The sequence below is a fragment of the Acidisoma sp. L85 genome (assembly GCF_009765865.1).
GTDB lineage: Bacteria > Pseudomonadota > Alphaproteobacteria > Acetobacterales > Acetobacteraceae > Acidisoma.
Genome location: NZ_LMUQ01000076.1, coordinates 64000 through 81865, shown reverse-complemented (window position 1 = coordinate 81865; position 17866 = coordinate 64000). Strand labels below are relative to the sequence as shown.

Genomic DNA, 17866 nt, shown 5'->3' with positions numbered 1-17866 from the left:
CCATGATCGAAGCCGCCACGGCCGCCACACTCGCCGGACTTACCTTCGCGATATTGGGGTACGCCTTGGACCCAACCTTGAGACAGACCATCCAGAGCGCTTGCCGTCGTCTAGGCCTCTTGTCACCAATTGTCTTACCGCATCGCGATGTGGCCTAGTCATGAGAAAGCTAGTTTCATTCGGACATATCCGCCGTCTCCTCTTTGGGGGATTGTTCGTCTCTTGCATATCGGCAACCGCGTTGCCGGCTCACGCGCAATTGGTGCAGCAGTACTTCCCCGCAGATATCCCAGGCTATGCAGGGAGTTTCGGTGCGTCAGTCGTCAATCGCATGATGATGCTCAATCAGACCAACGGTATCGAGGTGGGCGACTTTGTCATAAGGCCGACGGCTTCTGAAAGTACCGGCTATAACTCAAACGTTCTCGGCGTTCCCGGATCGGGAAGTGCCGAAGCAGAGACCAGTGCCAGCGTCAGGGTCAATTCGAACTGGGCGCGCGATGCAATCGGCGCCTCCCTCAGTGTTGACGATCATCGCTTTTTCGCTTTGCCAGAGGCGAACTTTACGAATTGGACGGCTGGCGTGGGCGGCTCAGTCAACCTCGGCAATGATGTGGCGACCGTCGCTTATTCGCACTTAAACCTAAATCTGTCAGCAACTGATCTCGGTGTGTTCGGTGTCGTGACGCCCGCGCCCTATTCCGTCGACGACGTTCGGCTCTCCTACGAGAAGCTTTTCAGTCGCTTCAGCATCACACCTCTCTTGGAATATGAAAACTTCGACTTCGGGCAATCCAGTGGCGCCAACGTCATCGACTTCGACTCGCTCAGCCATCAGACCGTTATCGGCGGGGTGACGGGGCGCTACAACGTCTCGCCCGGAAATGCGGCAGTCGCCATACTGCGCACCTCTGATGCTCAGTTCTCCTCGCAGTCGACCGGATCGAACAATAGTTACATCGACTATGCAGGCTTTCTCGGTCTAGATTTTCGTAGCGATGCCGTCCTTCAGTATCGCGCCCTGTTTGGTGCGGAAAGCCGTAATTTCACCCAAAGCACCGCCGCGACGATCACCGCGCCCGTCTTCGAACTCGATGCTATTTGGTTGCCAAGCGACTTGGATACGATAACGGCAACGATTGCCCGTAGACTCGATGATCCCGCCTCCCCATTTGCGCGAAACCAAACCATCTTTGATGGGCGACTCGAACTCGATCACGAACTGCGCCAGAACGTCTTTCTGACAGCTTACGCCGAACTCGGCAAAAGCGATTCACAGTCGAATGTTGCAGGCGTTGCTAGTCAGAACGAGACGCAGGAACATTTTGGCGCGCGCGCGCGCTGGTATGTCACTCAACACGTCAGCGCCACGTTGAGCTATGGCTTTAGCCATAGCACCGCCAATGGGAATTCCGACGTAACGACTACCTCGAATACAACCGATACTAGCAACGGCTCCTTCACCAGCAACGTCATCATGGTGGGAGTTAATCTTTTTGATTAACTTGAACCCAGTTTCGTCCTCAACAACTATCATCGTGAAAGTCCGAATGGCCCCCGTGACATCCGCTCAAAGCAAAAGCCGCCCCTTTATGAGCCGGGGAACGACACGATTCGCTTCTGCAATCCTGATCACGCTCTCCCTGGGTGGCTGCATGCCCGGTAGTGACTTACCCAGCCTCCCGCCCGCCGCTAACGTCCAGTATCGGCTTGGTAGCGGTGATCAGGTCCGGATCATTACCTATAATGAGACCCAACTCAGCAACACCTTTACCGTCGGGGACAGCGGGACCATTGCGCTCCCGCTTGTCGGAACAGTACAAGCCAGTGGTATGACGGCGGGGGAACTCGCATCCAATATCTCTTCTATACTCGAGAAGAAGCAGCTTATAAGTGACCCAAGCGTATCAGCTGAGATTGCCACCTATCGTCCCATTGCTGTTCTGGGAGAAGTCAACCATCCTGGTGAATATCCCTATCAACCCGGCATGACGATGCTCACCGCCGTCGCACTTGCCGGAGGCTTTACCTATCGCGCTGTTACCGACTACGCATCCGATGTCCGTCATGAAGGACAAGCCAATGGCCAAGCTATCAAGGGACGGATAGATCCTGAAACGACACTTAAGCCAGGCGACGTCGTCACCGTCTATGAGCGGTACTTTTGAGCATCGCGAACGCGATCTACATCGTTCAGTAAAGGCTTATTAGGAACAGGCTCACGTTGGTATCGACGGCTTCCTGGAGAGCAGCAAAGGATACCGGCGCCTAGCCTATCAGGAAGCCGTTGGCACATAGGATCCTGTCATTTGATGGAAACGAGAGTGGCTGAGACCGGTGGGATCACCAATGAGATGCAACCATTGGTCACATCTACTCTATCCGGCGCGTTGACGAATCGACCACGGTTAGCGTCTAACGAAGCTCCGTTAAACGTAACTCCGCTAGTGCTATTGAGCGAAGGTGCGGCAAGTGTGTAAACGGTTGCTACTGGTGCATCCACACCAAAGGCCATGTCGGTAACTGCGCTCGACTTGTGATCCTTATTAACAATAAGGATCGAAGTCTTAGAAGGGCTCACTACAGCGTAAGCCGTCAAGGCAATGCCGTCGGCTCTGACCTTAGTCCTGCGTAACTCCCCCAAGCCGATCATGGAGAATAATAGCATCCCGTAGTAAAGGGGCCGCACTTCTACAACCTGTTTGCCATTGTCAGCGATCGGAGTGTAGCCCGGCGCGGAGCCGCCTCCGTGAAAGTTCACACCAGCGGAGCCATATTGCGCATTAAGAAAAAGGAATTCGATAGCCCACAATGCGCTTCCAAATGTATTGCTGACATTGGTCGCTCCGCCATAGTAGAACGAATTCGCTTCGGAAAGGCGGTATCCCGCGGGTATTCTGCATGAGCGGACGGCTATTTGAAGCTGCTGTAGTAGGCCCGGCAGTGCGGGATCCCCTGCAAGAAGCAAATCGAGCGTCGATGACTGCGATTGTCCATTTCCGCGATAGTAATGCTGCGTGAGCTGTAGGATGCGATTGCGCTCCTGCGCAGCAAACGGGACTGTCCAACTATCCTCATGCCAAGCGCTGGCAGGTCCCGTCAAGACAGAAGCAGGAAGTCGTCTCCTTAAAGCCGTCGCGTAAGCAGTCCACTCCGAGATAAAGTCGTGATAGGTGAAGCTGGCGAGTCGTAGACCATTCTCCGAATATTCATCGGGTTCATTGCCGACTTCGAAGGCGTAAAGCCGACTGCCAAGGGAATGAGTAGCATAAGCCGCCTCATCGGCTAATCGAGCATGTGTGTTACTCGCAAAATTAAGGCCATAGAGCACCTTCCAGTTTGTAGCCTGCAAAAACTCACTTAGAGCATCAATATAAGACGGTAGAATTCGATGGTCTGCTGGACCAGTGCTGTCAACGCTCCAGCTGGTCCGGTCGACACTGTTCCCTCCTAGGCGTAAAATCCCAGGGCCGAGTCGGCGAAAAAGATCAATTAATTGCTCGTTCGATCCTATAAAGAACTTCTGGGATAGCGCGCTTTTTTCATAACTAAAGCCTACAAAAGCAGACCCAATTCTCGTAACCGGACCCGTAGGATCGACTATGATCGACACATGGGCTTCCCGCTTCTGTTTCACGCCCAGTTTGTGGACATCTTTGTCAAGATTTGCACAACCAGGGAGAGGCGGAAGGGTTGCACTGCTGGCCAGCAGCCCGATCATTGTGCGGCGTCGGAAATAAGGAAGTGTTCCTGCACTTGGTGGATTCATGGATGTCACATCAGGGACCTATATCTAAAGAACGCGATCGTATTGGTTTCGGCGGCGGCTCGACAACCTGTCTCTGGCCGGAACCGCAGACATCTCTACGACAGGTTGGTCTCATCGAATTGGTCCGTGCGACACACAACGCGATGGCCTTATACCTTCAGTCCGTAAGGTAGTGCCATTGCTAGCGTCCCAACACGCTAAGAGTCTACCGCCGTTTCCTACTAAGCGGTTAACAGGCGATGTGGATGGCCCGATGCCACTGTCTTGAGGTATCGGCGATAATGTCGATTCTGGCCGGCTGCTCTCGTTACTCGCGACTATGGATTCGGACGCATATTGCTCGCTGCCGCTACCAGCTTGCGGTAGCTAGTCGCAAGCGCTGCAGTTTTGGAGTGATAGAATCCCACTGCCCGTGTCCAGTCGTGGCTGCGTGCTTTCAGTCGATACAGAAATTGCGCGGCGTATTGCGAGTTGATCACAGGATCAAAGCCCTCCTCAAGGGTTTGGAAAGCATCGGGATGCTGCTCTAGATCAACTTGGAGGCAGCCTACGTCAACGGCACTAGCACCTCGATTAAGGGCTTGGCGTGTTGAATCGACGGCCTGTTTGCGGTTTGCGAAGAAATGCCCCACTCCGTCGATATCCACTGTCCAGGGCCAAGGGCGTCGTCGACCAAGGGCGTCCAATCGGCTGCTTTCAACTTGCGCTATAGAAGCCAACAGGCCGTTAGGGATGCCTTTCTCTTTCTCAGCTTGTTTAATTGCTTCTCGACATGGATCGTCGATATGCAAGGCGGCCGCACTTTCGCCCGGCACGGGTGCTGAGGAGAAACCTTCTGATGCAAGGAGCCGCGCATGATCACGCTGGTTCTCCGCTCGCAATGCTCGCAATGCTGGTCCTTCAGCTGGCCGACGGACTTCGGAGGCGTGCACCTTGCCGATGGATGAGAAGGAAAGTGCACAGGCAAGAAAGTAGAGGAGGAAGACAATCTTAACGTCATTCATCTAGAATGATTACCGTATCGGATGCGTGAAAGCACTACACGGTCGATTGATTATCTGTCTATTCTTAGCGGAACGCGTCGAGACTACAACCCTTCGTCGCACTTGCGTTGGCACCGCACGCTAAGGTCGCGCCTATGTCATGTAACGAAAAGCTTGGCTTAACATCGGCGGCGGCTCAAAAGTACGTTCAGAAGATGCGTGACTGCCTACCAGAGGTTGTTATTGCTACAAGTAGCGACAGTGGCGGGGTCGTCATCGTTGCCGACCGAAATGCCTAAGCCGGTTCGCTCGACGAGTGGTCTTTGTGACGACGCCGTCGGCAGCGATTCTTCTAAGCGCATCATTCGGAGACATCCGACCAGCAGCTACTTCGCGTCGTGTGACGGCGTCCATTGCCTCAGGAGAGACTTTGCCGTCGCGTGTCAGCCATTCGCTAACGAGCATGCGGTGATAGTCCTGTTGGCGTCCAATTCGGAATCGCTCTAACTCATTCGGCGAAATCTGTCGCTCTGCCATCTCTATGACAGCATGATAGAGTTTAAGCAGAATTATGCGGTCCGCAGTGGAAACGCGACTGTATCCTTCGGTAATCCGATCTCGAATTCTTCGCCAGTTTAGGGCTGAATCGGAGGGCGATAGCTGAAGCTGTTGGAATATCTCGTTTGCACTCATAACACGCCTTTCCACTCATCCAATCAGACGACAGCTGCAGATGATGTTGGGCAAGGGAGAATGATAGAGGGCTATGGTAGTTTTGATACGCGGATGTCGGGCGACGCCTCGAACACCCAATTCATCGTTAAATGACCGTAAGATCATACTTGGCCGCGAAGCGCATCTTTAAGGTGTGGGTGTCAGGCATCCAATGGCCCGACCATCCAACATACTCACTTTGACGGATGCGTAGGTCGCCAAGGTTTCTTTCTCGGTCTTGAGCGAGCTGTCCTGCGATCCTTTCATGTGACTCTGGATGATGTTTGCAATGCTGCGCATTGATTCCATTAACTCACCGCCGCTCGGTAACCCGAGCGTCCTTCTAAAGAATCCCGTAGTTAATGATTAGTTGTGTAGGTATCGGATTCTCTCAACCAAATTTAGGGCTATTCTCTGCCTTTAGTTACGATTACAGCTCCTCAAGTTGGTTTGGGAGCAGGCCCCGTGAAGGTCGTCATCGCATATTTCGTGGTAATGACCGCCTTTGGCGGATGGGCGGCAATATCGCATTCTGCGGCTAGCCTAATTGCATGGTTTTTGGCGGTGACAGGTTTCTTCGTTTCGCTGGCCGCGGCAATTATTTATTTCGACCTGTCGGAAGGTCGCCTCCTTCGTCGGAGCGCCGAGATAGACCAACAGCTACCCACCCTTCTTAAAAATAGCAGGTAGATGTCGTTTTACTCCTAGGGCCTTCCAAGTTATCGCTCTCTCATCTTTTAAGGCTATTGTTCAGAAACCAGCCGCAACTGATTGTCTTGTTTAACACTTCGCCACAGAGTATTTTAGCCGGCAAGCGACGTGTGCTTGCTGAATCGCCGGCACCACCCAGTGTCCAAGACCTTGGGGGCTCGGCCTTTATGGAGGAAGGTCTAGAGAATGGCGTCATTCTCAATGCTTTAGCATAGCGTATAAGCATGCCCGCTCACGCAAATTAGAACGTGCATAGTCGTTAAAGCCAAGCTAAATTTTGGCCAAGGTTCAAGAAGCAATACCAAATTTAAGACAATGGGTCGCGGACAGCATTTTAAGATCCTGAGCAATCACTCCTCGGCCGCCATCGTCGATTTGGCAGATCCAGGGTCCCAAAGTGATGTGCCGACAAAAAACCCACGGCCACTCCTGGTATCGGGATTGTTTTTTCGTGGCTTCATCATTGGCGTCGTAATTGTTACTCCCATCTGGCTTATCGTAATCTGGGCAATATTGCGTTGATTCTTGCCTGGAAAATGCTTGCATAATCCCGGACAGACGCGAGTACTTTCAAGGCTCACCGGGATTATTTAGTCTGCGGGAGTGAACGATCGTAACGTTCAATAACCAGCTCGTCCGCCCCAGTTCTCGGCATACGAACATTTGGGTAGACATGGTCTTATTGTCCGGGCCCCGACAGCCAATGAGCATTCCGGGAGAGGACCATAGTCAGCCGGCGGTTTCCAGCCGCACGTGCCATCCAGTCCAAAGAAAATGACAAGGAGACTGCTGATTAGGTGATCTGAGCCACGCGCCGCGTTTCGTGACAAGAACTCCCTGAGGCCACCCCTTGCATTGGACGTACCGCCGCCCGAATTGCACAGCGCTCTGGCCTAAGGGTCTTCAGATAAAGGACGTAACAATATGGCGGCAAAAGAAAAGACTCTATCAGATGCCTTCTATGAAACGCTGAAAGACGTGTTTTATGCAGAAAAGCAATCAATCCGTGCGCTGAAGAAGTCGGCCAAGGCCGCGAAAGCATCGGAGCTTAAGATCGCCTTCGAAAATCACGCCGATGAGAGCGCGCATCAGGTAGAGCGGCTTACCCAGATTTTTGAACTTATCGGCAAGCCTGCCCGCGCGAAGACCTGTGAGGCTATGCAGGGAATTACCTCCGAAATGGAGGAGGATTTGGAAGATTTCGGATCGACTGAGGCGTCCGATGCTGTGTTAATCGGGTGTGGCCAGGCAATCGAACATTACGAAATAGCTCGTTACGGCACTCTCAAGGCCTGGGCCAGGAAACTTGGTCTTGCGGACGTGGAAAAGATGCTGGATGAGACTTTGCAGGAAGAAAAGAAGGCTGACGCTTTGCTTTCCAAGATAGCGGAACAGGACAAAGCCGCGGTCTCTGTAAAGGCAGCGTAGGGCGCCTTTCCAACAAGCAACGGAAGTAGCCTAGCTACGGCTAAGCTACTTCTGACGCCTATCCTGACATGGCGCTACCTTGCCTAGAGATCGACGCTCCTTCGTCGCATCCGGCAATGCTGTGATTGCTCAGGACGGACTCCAGCACATCTACAGCACTAGGACGCGGAGCACACCGACTCGCGTTCCAGTACACTTTCAATCCATACAGTTAGCTCACCGCATCACTGGGTTTGTCAGCTCGCCAACGGCGACAGCGATTGGTCGCCTATCGACTATCTAATGCTACCCACCGACTTAGGGTAACCACCCCTCGTTCATCTACTGTATAGTGATCGCTGACCGCGGAATTATCCGCTGACGTCTACCCAGAAACGTCTTGATTGCGGAGCTGCCGTCGGCCGAGACGGCATTGGCAGCGCCATAGAGGAACCAGCACAGAGCAGCTGTCTTAATGGTAAACATGTTCGCACCAATGCATAGCGACGCAGCCATATAGACAGCGATCATTGCCTTCATAGAGGCAGCCTCGGGTGTTTGTGGCCTTAAGGCAGCGAAGATACCCAAAAAGAACATTGCGAGTGGTAGGCTGAGATTGTTGACAACATATGCATAGCCAGTGTCGGCCGTGTAGACTTGCGACGGACTTAGCGCAAGCCACTGCTGCAGGTTCCAATAATCGAGTAGTCGACCCGAAAACAACAAACGGCCTGAGAAGTTGTCGCTCATGATCGTGGGTACGACACCCGGCAATTCGTGGAGAGAGCCGTTGATCAGCAGTGCAAACATCACGAGCAAGGGCAAACAAAAGACTACGAAACGCGACCGGTGCAGGGGCATCATCCGCAAAGCGAGCATTACCAGCCAGCAAGCCGATGCGAAGCGCGAATCGCACAATACAAAACAAAAGGCTCCAAGTGCGACGAGTAGTATCCTCGACCGAAGCTTCCCAATCTTCGTGCTGAGGCACCAGGCGAAGACGATAACCGAAAAGTTGCCCATGGAAACCGGCTCGAGAAATATTGACGAGACGCGATGTGAGCCGAAAAGGCCAGGAAAGAATGTCCGACTCATGGCGCCGCCGCGGTTGCCGCTGATGAATAGGTTTGTATCGCTGTAATTGACTGTGGTCTGAGCGATGACTCCCTTATCAACATAGTAAGACCAGACGTCGAAGATCATGCCGAATTGGTTGGGTAGTAATAATTCGAAGAGTCCGATCGGGAGCACGATCCCCATTACAATCCAAAGTGTCCGGTTGCCCTCATGCGCAGAGGTCAGCATTCCCATCTCATAAAAAATATACATAATGCCGAGGTCATGAAGAATTTTAAGATCTAACCCAGGATTAACGAACTTCAGTCCTATAAGAAGCATGGTCGTAACAGCTGTAATCCGCACGACTCGCTCTGTGACTCGGCTGCGTATGGCATAAATTCCGGCACCGAGGATGACGAGTTCAAACAGGATCACGACAGCGCTCGAGATATGTAACCCGCCGCGTGTGCTGATAAAGCACAACACCATATTAAAGGTCGCGGCCGCGAGCACCAGGCGAGAGCCCGTTATGACTGAGGTGGAAGCTGGCCGGACTAAGGCAGATTGCATGGCAGGCTAACACCCTGTTTCCATTGTGTGAAACACACGTACGCACGCGAAGACATCCGCATAAGCGGAACAGGCGACCTGACACATTATGGCAGCAAAGTGTCAATTCTCGTTGATGAAAGCGATATTAGAGTGTCAAGAGACTTATTGAAAGTGGTCAGCGGCGATCACGAAGCGCTTTCGCTGCTCGAAACCTCTTGCAGGGCCGGCGGCCGCCCCATAGAAGCGGGAACAAACCGGCCAGAGCTATGGGGCAGCAATGTGCACCAAGCGGGCACGGTACCTCGGGGAGAAATCGGTAACGCAACCGACATGAGGGTCTCCTCGGTGTCGCCTTAGCAAAGTGATCGACTGACCCTATGCCCCAGGCGTTGTTTATCTCGGTCCACGACTTCCGCAGCATGCGTAAAGCAAGCGTGCACTTTATCGCGGCAGAGATGGCTAAACGGAGTATGACCCGATTCTTCTCCGTTGGCCTGTCGCGTCTATCAGAACGGCGTGGGGATACACGTTCTAGCCTCTCTGACCGCGCCAATCGTGTCGAGACCCAGGATGGCGTAGAGTGCTACCTCTGGAAGATGCCGTGGCATCCCTTCGATATGCGCAGACAGATGTTAACACCCGTTGAAGTTGCGTTGTTCCGACTCTACCGGAGCATGATCCCTCGGATTCCTCGGCGATGGATACGCGAAGCAGACATCGTTTTCATCGAATCCGGCTTAGCGGCGGTCTTCGTCGCCGACGTGCGGCGTCTCAATCCCTTGGCCAGAATTGTCTACCTTGCTTCTGATGATCTTGATGTGGTTGGTTGTGCAACAACGATCAAGCGGGACTTTGCCCGCAATTTCGATATGATCGATACCGTAAGGTTGCCCTCTCGCTATTTGCTCTCTGGTATGCCGCATGGCCGCAATGCGGTTCTGATCCCACACGGCATCGATAGAGGCATTGCTGAACGCTCCTATCCCAATCCGTACGGGGATCGATCGTCCTGCGTCTCGGTTGGATCGATGCTGTTCGATGCAAGTTTCTTTGTTTTTGCCGCGACCGCCTTTCCAGATGTCGACTTCCACATTATCGGCGCGGGTAAGGCAGCGTCGCGTCTACAGGGTGCCAATATTATCATCCACCCAGAAATGGCCTTCGCCAAAACTCTCGCCTATCTTCAACACGCGGCTTTTGGCGTCGCACCCTATCGCGATGCCGATACCCCGCGCTATCTGATTGATACGTCGCTAAAGCTCCGGCAGTTCGGACTGTTCGGAATTCCCGCCGTATGTCCACATTTCGCTCTCGGTGATGCGGGAGGGCGTTTCGGTTACACGCCCGGAGATGCGTCATCAATTGAGACGGCGATCCGTGCTGCTCTGGCAAATACGCGGAACATTACAGTGGATTCACTGAGCTGGAGCGAGGTCGTCGATCGTATTCTAAAGCCCGAAGATTTCGCCGATACGCAGCTGCGGGAAGAGGTAGCGTGACAAGCGCAGCATCGGCTGGCCCCATCGTCGCGATCTATCGCACGCAGATCCTACCGCTGTCGGAGACCTTTGTGCGGGACCAAGCGCTTGCTCTTCGTCGTTGGCATCCCGTTTTGGTCGGTGAACGCCAGATTGAGGGGTTGCCGCTCGCGGGTCTGGCCGTGACGGCGCGGCATCGCGGCCCCCCTTCTCTGATGCAGCGCTTCGAAGGTGTCATCTGGCGCAGGTTTGACCGGTCACCCCCTAGTCTTGTCACTATGATAGGGCGTCTGCAGCCGAGACTAATTCATGCTCATTTTGGCTTCGATGGCGTGGAAGCCTGGCCAATCGCTCGTCACCTCGGTGTGCCTTTGCTGGTCACACTGCATGGCTCGGATATAACAACGCGTATGCAATGGTTCGCCGATGGGCGCGCAGGCCGGCGCTGGAAAGGATATCCCTCTCGATTAACCCGTCTCGTCAAAGAGGAGAGGGTCAGCTTCATCGCGGTTTCCGAAAGTATCCGTGACGCCGCCATTGCCGTTGGCCTGCCACCTCATCGGATCTTCGTGCAACCCATCGGGATCGATACACAGCGTTTCGCGCGGGCCAGCCTTCCGATTGCGCAGCGCGCCCGAAAGATTCTCTTCCTCGGGCGCCTAGTCGAAAAGAAGGGCTGTATTTACCTGCTTGAAGCCTTCGATCAGCTGCGGCAGCATTTGCCGGACGCAGAGTTGATCATTGCTGGCGATGGGCCAGAACGTCCCGCTCTCACAGAGCGCGCCGCGCACATGGAAGGAGTGCGCTTCCTAGGAGCCTTCACCCGGGAGCAAGCACAAGCGTTATTGGCGGAAGCGCGGGTCTTTTGCCTGCCGAGCGTCACGGCAGAAAGCGGGGATGCTGAGGGTCTTGGACTGGTCATTCTTGAAGCTCAAGCGAGCGGCGTTCCCGTCGTTACCTCTGCCCGAGGAGGTGCCACCGAAGGCATCCGGGACGGCGAGACAGGGTATGCCTTCGCCGAGCGGGATGTGGCGATGCTTGCCAAGCGGCTCACTCAGCTTCTCACAGATGACGCAATATCGACACGATTTTCCGCTGCCGGTCCCGGCTTCGTCGCCGAGCACCATAATCTATACCAACGCACGGCCGAGCTTGAGTTCGTCTATGACCGCGTTGCCGGTCTAAACCCATGAATCACCTAGCGGCGTCAGCGTCATGATCCCGGCCTATGATGCGGAGGCTTTTATCAGCCGCGCTTTCCGGATCCTACTGAGCCCTCAGCCGATAAAGGGAGTCCGTATGCGCAACCTCGCCGCCGCCGCCCTATGCATAAGCATCGGGATTTCTGCCGCACGAGCGGCGGAGCTTCATGACTCCTTTCCGATTCTTTGGGGTGTGAGCGAAAGTGGATTGGAGTTTGGCAAGGGAACGAAAGCCGGGACCAATTTTGCAGTGCCCGATCCTACGTATTATCTGAAGCACGGCGTCCAACTCATACGCCTGCCATTTCAAATAGCCCGTTTGCAGCCCCAGGCCCAAGGACCGTTCGACCCAATATTCCTTGGATACCTCGAGAAGATCACGGCCGAAGATCATGCTGGGGGGGCGATTACCGTGCTCGATCCGCATGGCTACGGCTTCATGGACGCGGATGGCAAGCCGCGGGATATTCTCACCGATCCCGTCGCTGCGGCTGACTATGTTGATTTCATGAGGCGGCTTGCCGAAGCCTTCGGACGTGAGAGCGTGGCGATCGGACTGATGAACGAACCTCATACCGGCCGTGACGAAGACTATGCTGAGATCTGGAACCGAGCCATCGCCGCGATGCGACAAGCAGGATACAACGGAACGATCCTCGTGCCGCACGCACATTGGAGCACTGCCGCCGATATTAGCCTTCAGACGCCCTTCGCGGGAAAGATTGTCGATCCCGCAAATAACTGGGTGTTGGAGTTGCACTCTTATCTAGACCCGGACAGCACTGGCACTTATCGCAAGCCTGTAGCGTCGCCCAACATTGGCATTCAGCGATTGACGGGAGCTATTGCCTGGTCTCGAAAGATAGGGGTGCGGATTTTCCTGGGCGAAACAGGGGCTCCTCCTGACCCAGCGGGAAACGCCGCATTCGACGCTATGCTCGACAAGATTGCCTCAGCTCCAGATGTGTTTTGGGGAGTGGCCGTTTGGGGCGCAGGGCCCTGGTGGAAGCCGAACTATCCAATGCGACTAGACCCTATTGATGCTGTTGCCAGACCACAATTTATGGCGCTCGAACGCGTGATGGCGCCGGAAGCGATCTATTTGGCGAAGGACCCTAGTGCAGCTGATGTTAAGGTTTCCATTGCGATCGACGGTCACGAAATTGCTCATGCCGTCGATGTCACAGCCGAGCGTACGATGGCACCCCAAGGCTTGCCTGTGAGACAAAAACTTATGCCTGGAATGCATGACGTATGTGTTCGCCTAGTCGGATCATCCAGAGGCCAATCCGCTTACGTTGTTGCTTCTACCTGGAAGGGTTTGTCGAATAGTACTGATGCGCTTGGTATAGTGACTATTCAGGGCCTCAATTTCAAAATTCGTGTACCTCGCTGAATAGCTATGGCTCATGAGACTATGTGTGTTGCCGACAGCCCCGTGTTCATCTGGAACGAACACGACGCTTTTGCAGCAAAGCATTAGCTAACTTGAATCCACGGATCATAATGGGAGGCAAGATCATGCGTAGCACAATCTCACTGCGTTGACGCAAAGACTGGCCAGAATGCGGGATATAGATGGTGGTGCTGTCGGCTGTCTCAGAAACGTTTTGGCTATTAGTGTAGAAATAGGCGATGAGCGCACGGCGTCGTAGACCAGGGCGAATTAAGGTCGGGTGGCCATGGGCTGCTCGCTGCGACTGTTCCATGATGATCGTCCTGCCGAAGGTCGGGATGACGCGCGCACCACAGGCAGGTGGATGCATGCTCCATAACTCAAGGGAGCCACCATCATCGAGGTGCCAATCATGGTTGAGATAAGTGATGACGGCTACTCGGTTATGTAGATTAGTCTGCGGATGGCGTTGAAAATCAACATGGATCTCGAACCGTCCGCCCTCGGAAACCTCATGCATGCCTCCGCCAAAAAGGGCGGGATCGGGAATAAGATCAACTATTCCGGTGAGGCGTGAGAGGAAACGCAGAAATGGACCAGAGTAGAGCAGATTAAAATATTCCTGCGCCGCTGGCGGTAGGTCGGTATTCGGCGCGGTCCCACGTTTCTGCTGTAGGCCGCTTTGAAAGGACCGCCAGGTGATGGGGTCAACGACGTCGAATTCCCTGATAACCTCCTCTAGAGCCGTTGCATGAAAGAGATTATCGACAATGAGGTGAGGATATGGAAACGCCGTTTTGTAACGATGATTGAGAGCCTGGAATTCCTTTTCCGATAACATGGCGATGTCTCGCCACGTTTTGCTGGGGGATTGCGCTTGACGCTCAGAAGTAGGCAGGACGTCTGTCAAGACGTTGATCATGTTCTAGGCTAGGTCCCTGGTCTCGTGACATCACTGCTCAAAAATTCGTTCCTCAACCACATGTGCCAGGCATGCATAGGAGTACCGACTAGTCTTTGCCGCCGTGCATTCCTGCAGCAATCCTGCCTCGAAATCAAACAATCGTGAGTCTGCCAAATCTGTGATTTTAGCGGAGTCACATTTCCGTGGGAATGTCTTCGGTAGCCATCACTAGGCCTCCGTAGCTGAGCCTCTCGTGCAGAAGCCTGACTTTCGCAGGCTTCCACCATAATTGGTAACCACTACAGGCACCTACCTCAAGCGGTGAGAGCCTAGCCATTCGTATGCAAATCCAGTGTTACATTACAGGATCATTTCAAAATCCCCCGTTCTTTAAGAACTATTCCAATAAAGATACACATTTTGGCCAAAAAGTGGCACATGCTGCGACGCAGCAGATAGTTGACCTTGGCCGCCAAGAGGCGGTAATCTCAACTGGTCGGCGTTTATATTGGTTGTCATAACCGCGAAACTACACTGGATGCCTACTGGTTATGAATTGGCTTATATATTTCTTCGCAAAGGGGCGATGCTGCGGCGCAACAGATTGTTGACCCCCGTTTGCGGAGTGACGCTAGCCTCGGCTAGCCCGTCTTCGCAGCGACGAAGCTATCTTGGCCAGGTCTCTGGCATGGGCGTGGATCTGACTCGGGTCCGATCGAGGTCATGCCTTGATAATGCGGGAAACAGTATGAGCGGGACGATCCTCCAATTTCCGAAGCCGGAAGGGCTTTCATCGGATATGTCCGCAAAGAGCGCTCATTTTCAGTCTGCCTTGCCAGAAGATGCCGAAGCGACGCCCGGCATCGGCTTGCACTCACCCAATGCTCAACCGTCGTACTCGCATCCGGCATTGCCCGGAATTACGCGTTGGGTGGACGGCGTGGGCGTGTTGGTTGCGACGTTAATCACGGGAGGAATCGGGCGCAGCCTACTGACACCTCGACAGGACGAGGTCTTAGTCGTCGGCGATCTTGTCGCGGTGCTCGTTTTCTTCCTGGCTTCAAATCGCGGGCGTCCATCCGACCTTCCGCATGTGGCGCTTATCACACGCCAGCTACAGGCCCTTGTACCCGCCACTATCCTGGCCGCCGCTGCGCAAGGCTTGGTGTTTTGGATCCTTGGCTGGACCGAACCCGCACTAATCCGAACGCCGCTGGTGTGGTTCGTCTCTGCCACCGCTGCTCTCGCTGTAGCGCGCAGTGTTGGCACGGTGATGTTGCAGCACCCTGCGGTTGAGCGGCGGTTTACGCGCAAGATCGCGGTGGTAGGCTGGGACGCGCATGCTTTTCGCATTGCCGAGCGTTTGGCGAAGGAGTCCGGCAAGGCGTTTGAAGTGGTTGGCGTCTTTGATGATGGACCAAGGGCGCCTGACCAGAGACAGGTTCGTGGTTCGATTGCTGACCTCATCGCCTTGAGCCGGGAGGCGACGCTGCATGGCATTATCATCGCCTTGCCGTCGGTCATCGATGATCACGAGAGCCAAATCTCGCGTCTCAGCTGGCGACTGCGCGCAGTTTTGGCGGATGTCTACATCATGCCATATCTGGTGCAGGGTCCTGATCTTGCGCTACCGGTCGAATCGCTTGGGCCGCTATCATTCATGGTCTTGCAGCGCCGGCCGCTGACTGAGTGGCAGACCATGCGCAAGCGGATGATGGATATCACGCTGGGGCTGGCGGCGTTTGTGTTTCTGCTGCCCCTCCTGCTGGTGATTGCCTGTGCGATCAAGCTCGATTCGCGGGGTCCGATCCTGTTCCGCCAGCCGCGCCTGGGCTTCAACAACCGTCAGTTCACGGTGTTCAAGTTCCGATCGATGTATGCCCATGAGGCGGATGTCATGGCCTCGCGTCAGACCTCCCGCGGAGACCCACGGGTGACCCGGGTCGGTAAGTGGCTGCGCCGGCTGAGTATCGACGAGCTGCCACAGCTGCTGAATGTTCTGCGGGGAGAGATGTCTCTCGTTGGGCCGCGGCCGCATGCACCGCATACCCGGGCTGGCGGCAAGCTGCTCGATGACGCTTTAGCCGAATATGTTCTGCGCCATCAGGTCAAGCCCGGCATCACGGGCTGGGCGCAGGTCAATGGGGCGCGAGGAGAGCTGGTCACGACCGACGATCTTCGCCGTCGTGTCGCTTTTGATCTGCAATATATCCAACGTTGGTCGATCCGCTTTGATCTGAAGATCATGGCGCTGACGGTCTTGCGCGAGGTTTTCAGCAAAAATGCCTTCTGATCACGCACTTTCCATCGTGCCGGCAAACCGGCTCGAGGAGACAGGCTCGACCGCCGCCATGGCCAGCACGGAGGCTGACATCATCGAGGTGATGGGTCTTCGGATGCATAATCTGCATCGCGATGTGATTGCAGCGCGGGTGGTGGAGGCTGCGGCTGCGAAGCGCAAGATGCTGGTGGTGAACGCGAATGCCCATTTTGTTGTGCTCTCGCAGCGCAACCCCTGGATGCGCGATCTCTTTGCGCGCGCCGATATTGCCTTCTGTGACGGTGCCGGAGTGCAGCTTGCTGCACGGTTTCTGACAGGTCAGGTGCCACACCGGACGACGCCGCCGGAATGGATTGGCTCTGTGCTCGAGCAACTTGGTTCGAAGGCCTCCGTCTTCTGGCTGGGCGGACGTCAGGAAGCGGTTGAAGAGGCGGCGCGACGCTACGAAGAGCGCTATGGCGTCACGACCGCCGGCGTGCAGCATGGCTACTTTGATGCGTCGCGGGGTTCCTTAGAGACCCTGGCTTTGGTCGAGCGGATCAATCAGCTGGCGCCATCGATTCTTCTCGTCAACATGGGCATGCCACGCCAAGAGCAGTGGCTGTGGGATAACTGGGACCGCCTGCAGCCGGGCGTGGCCGTGGCAGCCGGTGCCCTGGTTGACCACGCGGCGGGACGGGTGCGCCGGCCGCCGCGCTGGGTCGCCAATCTGGGGATCGAGTGGCTGGTGCGACTGATCAGAGAGCCCCGCCGGCTATGGCGCCGCTACGTGCTCGGACTGCCCGTCTTCGGCATCTACGTTCTTCGCTTCGCCTTGTTTGGCTCAAAGCGCCTCTCTAGCCGGAGCAATGGTGGGGCTAGTGCTGATAAAACGACGCACGTGTCATGAGTGATCAACTAGCCTTATCAAGTCCTATAGACCTTCATGGTGGCGGCGCGGTGCGTCGTGTGCTGCGCATTTGGCGCCGGCATTTGACGTTGTTCACGGTGATTGTGCTCACGATTCTGGTTCTGGGCACAGGCGGCATGCTGCTGCTCAAATCAAGCTATACGGCGACTGCGACGGTTGTGATTGCGGCGCCGAGCACAGACCCACTGGCGCCGACCGGTCAGCAGCCGGCGGATCGGTTGGAGGATGACCGGCCGGCGACTGAGGCAGCATTGCTGCAGTCGCGCGATGTGGCAGGGGCAGTGCTCGAGCAGATACCGCCGGTGCCAGAAAAAGCAAGCTTCAGCCTGACCAAGAGCGTGAGTGCTTTCCTTTGTCGCAAGGGGCTGTCCTACGTCTGTGCAAAGCCGGTTTCGACCGATCCGCAAGCTCGCCAGCAGTCAGCGATCGATGCCTTCTTAAGCAACCTCACGGTGACGCCGGAACTGCATTCGCGCGTGATCGATGTCAGCGTGACCGAT

14 protein-coding genes are annotated in these 17866 nt (G+C 55.0%); 10 read left to right on the top strand and 4 right to left on the bottom strand.

Annotated features, from left to right (window positions below; all coding sequences use genetic code 11):
• Positions 1 to 160: 160 nt before the first annotated feature.
• Positions 161 to 1504 carry an outer membrane beta-barrel protein gene (locus tag GSQ83_RS26230; RefSeq protein ID WP_158805819.1) on the top strand — a complete coding sequence of 448 codons (1344 nt, stop codon included), beginning with the start codon at positions 161 to 163 and terminating at the stop codon, positions 1502 to 1504.
• 46 nt (positions 1505 to 1550) lie between these two features.
• Complete coding sequence (locus GSQ83_RS26225; protein ID WP_371418083.1) at positions 1551 to 2168, top strand: polysaccharide biosynthesis/export family protein; 618 nt, start codon at positions 1551 to 1553, stop codon at positions 2166 to 2168.
• Between the two features lie 137 nt (positions 2169 to 2305).
• On the opposite strand, the gene GSQ83_RS26220 is transcribed toward GSQ83_RS26225, so the two are convergent.
• A complete protein-coding gene (locus GSQ83_RS26220; RefSeq protein ID WP_158805818.1) occupies positions 2306 to 3721 on the bottom strand; it encodes a heparinase in 1416 nt (471 codons plus the stop codon).
• 365 nt (positions 3722 to 4086) lie between these two features.
• Positions 4087 to 4773 carry a transglycosylase SLT domain-containing protein gene (locus GSQ83_RS26215; RefSeq protein ID WP_158805817.1) on the bottom strand — a complete coding sequence of 229 codons (687 nt, stop codon included), beginning with the start codon at positions 4771 to 4773 and terminating at the stop codon, positions 4087 to 4089.
• A gap of 1158 nt (positions 4774 to 5931) precedes the next feature.
• Between GSQ83_RS26215 and GSQ83_RS26210 the strand changes: the two genes are divergently transcribed.
• Together GSQ83_RS26210 and GSQ83_RS26205 are read left to right on the top strand one after the other, a co-directional pair.
• On the top strand, positions 5932 to 6156 hold the full coding sequence (locus GSQ83_RS26210) for a hypothetical protein (RefSeq protein WP_158805816.1): 225 nt from the start codon (positions 5932 to 5934) through the stop codon (positions 6154 to 6156).
• Positions 6157 to 7101: 945 nt separating this feature from the next.
• On the top strand, positions 7102 to 7605 hold the full coding sequence (locus GSQ83_RS26205) for a ferritin-like domain-containing protein (RefSeq protein ID WP_158805815.1): 504 nt from the start codon (positions 7102 to 7104) through the stop codon (positions 7603 to 7605).
• A gap of 321 nt (positions 7606 to 7926) precedes the next feature.
• On the opposite strand, the gene GSQ83_RS26200 is transcribed toward GSQ83_RS26205, so the two are convergent.
• On the bottom strand, positions 7927 to 9156 hold the full coding sequence (locus tag GSQ83_RS26200; protein ID WP_158805814.1) for a polysaccharide polymerase: 1230 nt from the start codon (positions 9154 to 9156) through the stop codon (positions 7927 to 7929).
• Between the two features lie 416 nt (positions 9157 to 9572).
• Between GSQ83_RS26200 and GSQ83_RS26195 the strand changes: the two genes are divergently transcribed.
• From GSQ83_RS26195 to GSQ83_RS26185, 3 genes are all read left to right on the top strand, one after another.
• The gene (locus GSQ83_RS26195; RefSeq protein ID WP_158805813.1) at positions 9573 to 10694 is read left to right on the top strand and encodes a polysaccharide biosynthesis protein GumK; all 1122 of its coding nucleotides are present in this window, start codon (positions 9573 to 9575) and stop codon (positions 10692 to 10694) included.
• Complete coding sequence (locus GSQ83_RS26190; RefSeq protein WP_158805812.1) at positions 10691 to 11866, top strand: glycosyltransferase; 1176 nt, start codon at positions 10691 to 10693, stop codon at positions 11864 to 11866. Before GSQ83_RS26195 ends, GSQ83_RS26190 begins: the two co-directional genes overlap by 4 nt.
• 106 nt (positions 11867 to 11972) lie before the next feature.
• On the top strand, positions 11973 to 13271 hold the full coding sequence (locus tag GSQ83_RS26185) for a glycoside hydrolase family 5 protein (RefSeq protein WP_158805811.1): 1299 nt from the start codon (positions 11973 to 11975) through the stop codon (positions 13269 to 13271).
• A 46-nt stretch (positions 13272 to 13317) separates the two neighbouring features.
• Here the strand turns inward: GSQ83_RS26185 and GSQ83_RS26180 are convergent, their stop codons facing one another.
• Positions 13318 to 14193: a 2OG-Fe(II) oxygenase gene (locus GSQ83_RS26180; protein WP_216850592.1), complete on the bottom strand. Its 876-nt coding sequence runs from the start codon at positions 14191 to 14193 to the stop codon at positions 13318 to 13320.
• A gap of 730 nt (positions 14194 to 14923) precedes the next feature.
• Here GSQ83_RS26180 and GSQ83_RS26175 point away from each other — a divergent pair.
• The 3 genes from GSQ83_RS26175 to GSQ83_RS26165 all read left to right on the top strand — a co-directional run.
• Complete coding sequence (locus tag GSQ83_RS26175) at positions 14924 to 16468, top strand: exopolysaccharide biosynthesis polyprenyl glycosylphosphotransferase (protein WP_254065919.1); 1545 nt, start codon at positions 14924 to 14926, stop codon at positions 16466 to 16468.
• Entirely contained in the window at positions 16458 to 17345 is an 888-nt protein-coding gene (locus GSQ83_RS26170) for a WecB/TagA/CpsF family glycosyltransferase (RefSeq protein ID WP_254065918.1), read from the top strand. Before GSQ83_RS26175 ends, GSQ83_RS26170 begins: the two co-directional genes overlap by 11 nt.
• Positions 17342 to 17866: Wzz/FepE/Etk N-terminal domain-containing protein (locus GSQ83_RS26165; protein WP_254065917.1), on the top strand; the 525-nt coding region annotated here is incomplete at its 3' end. The genes GSQ83_RS26170 and GSQ83_RS26165, both read left to right, overlap by 4 nt.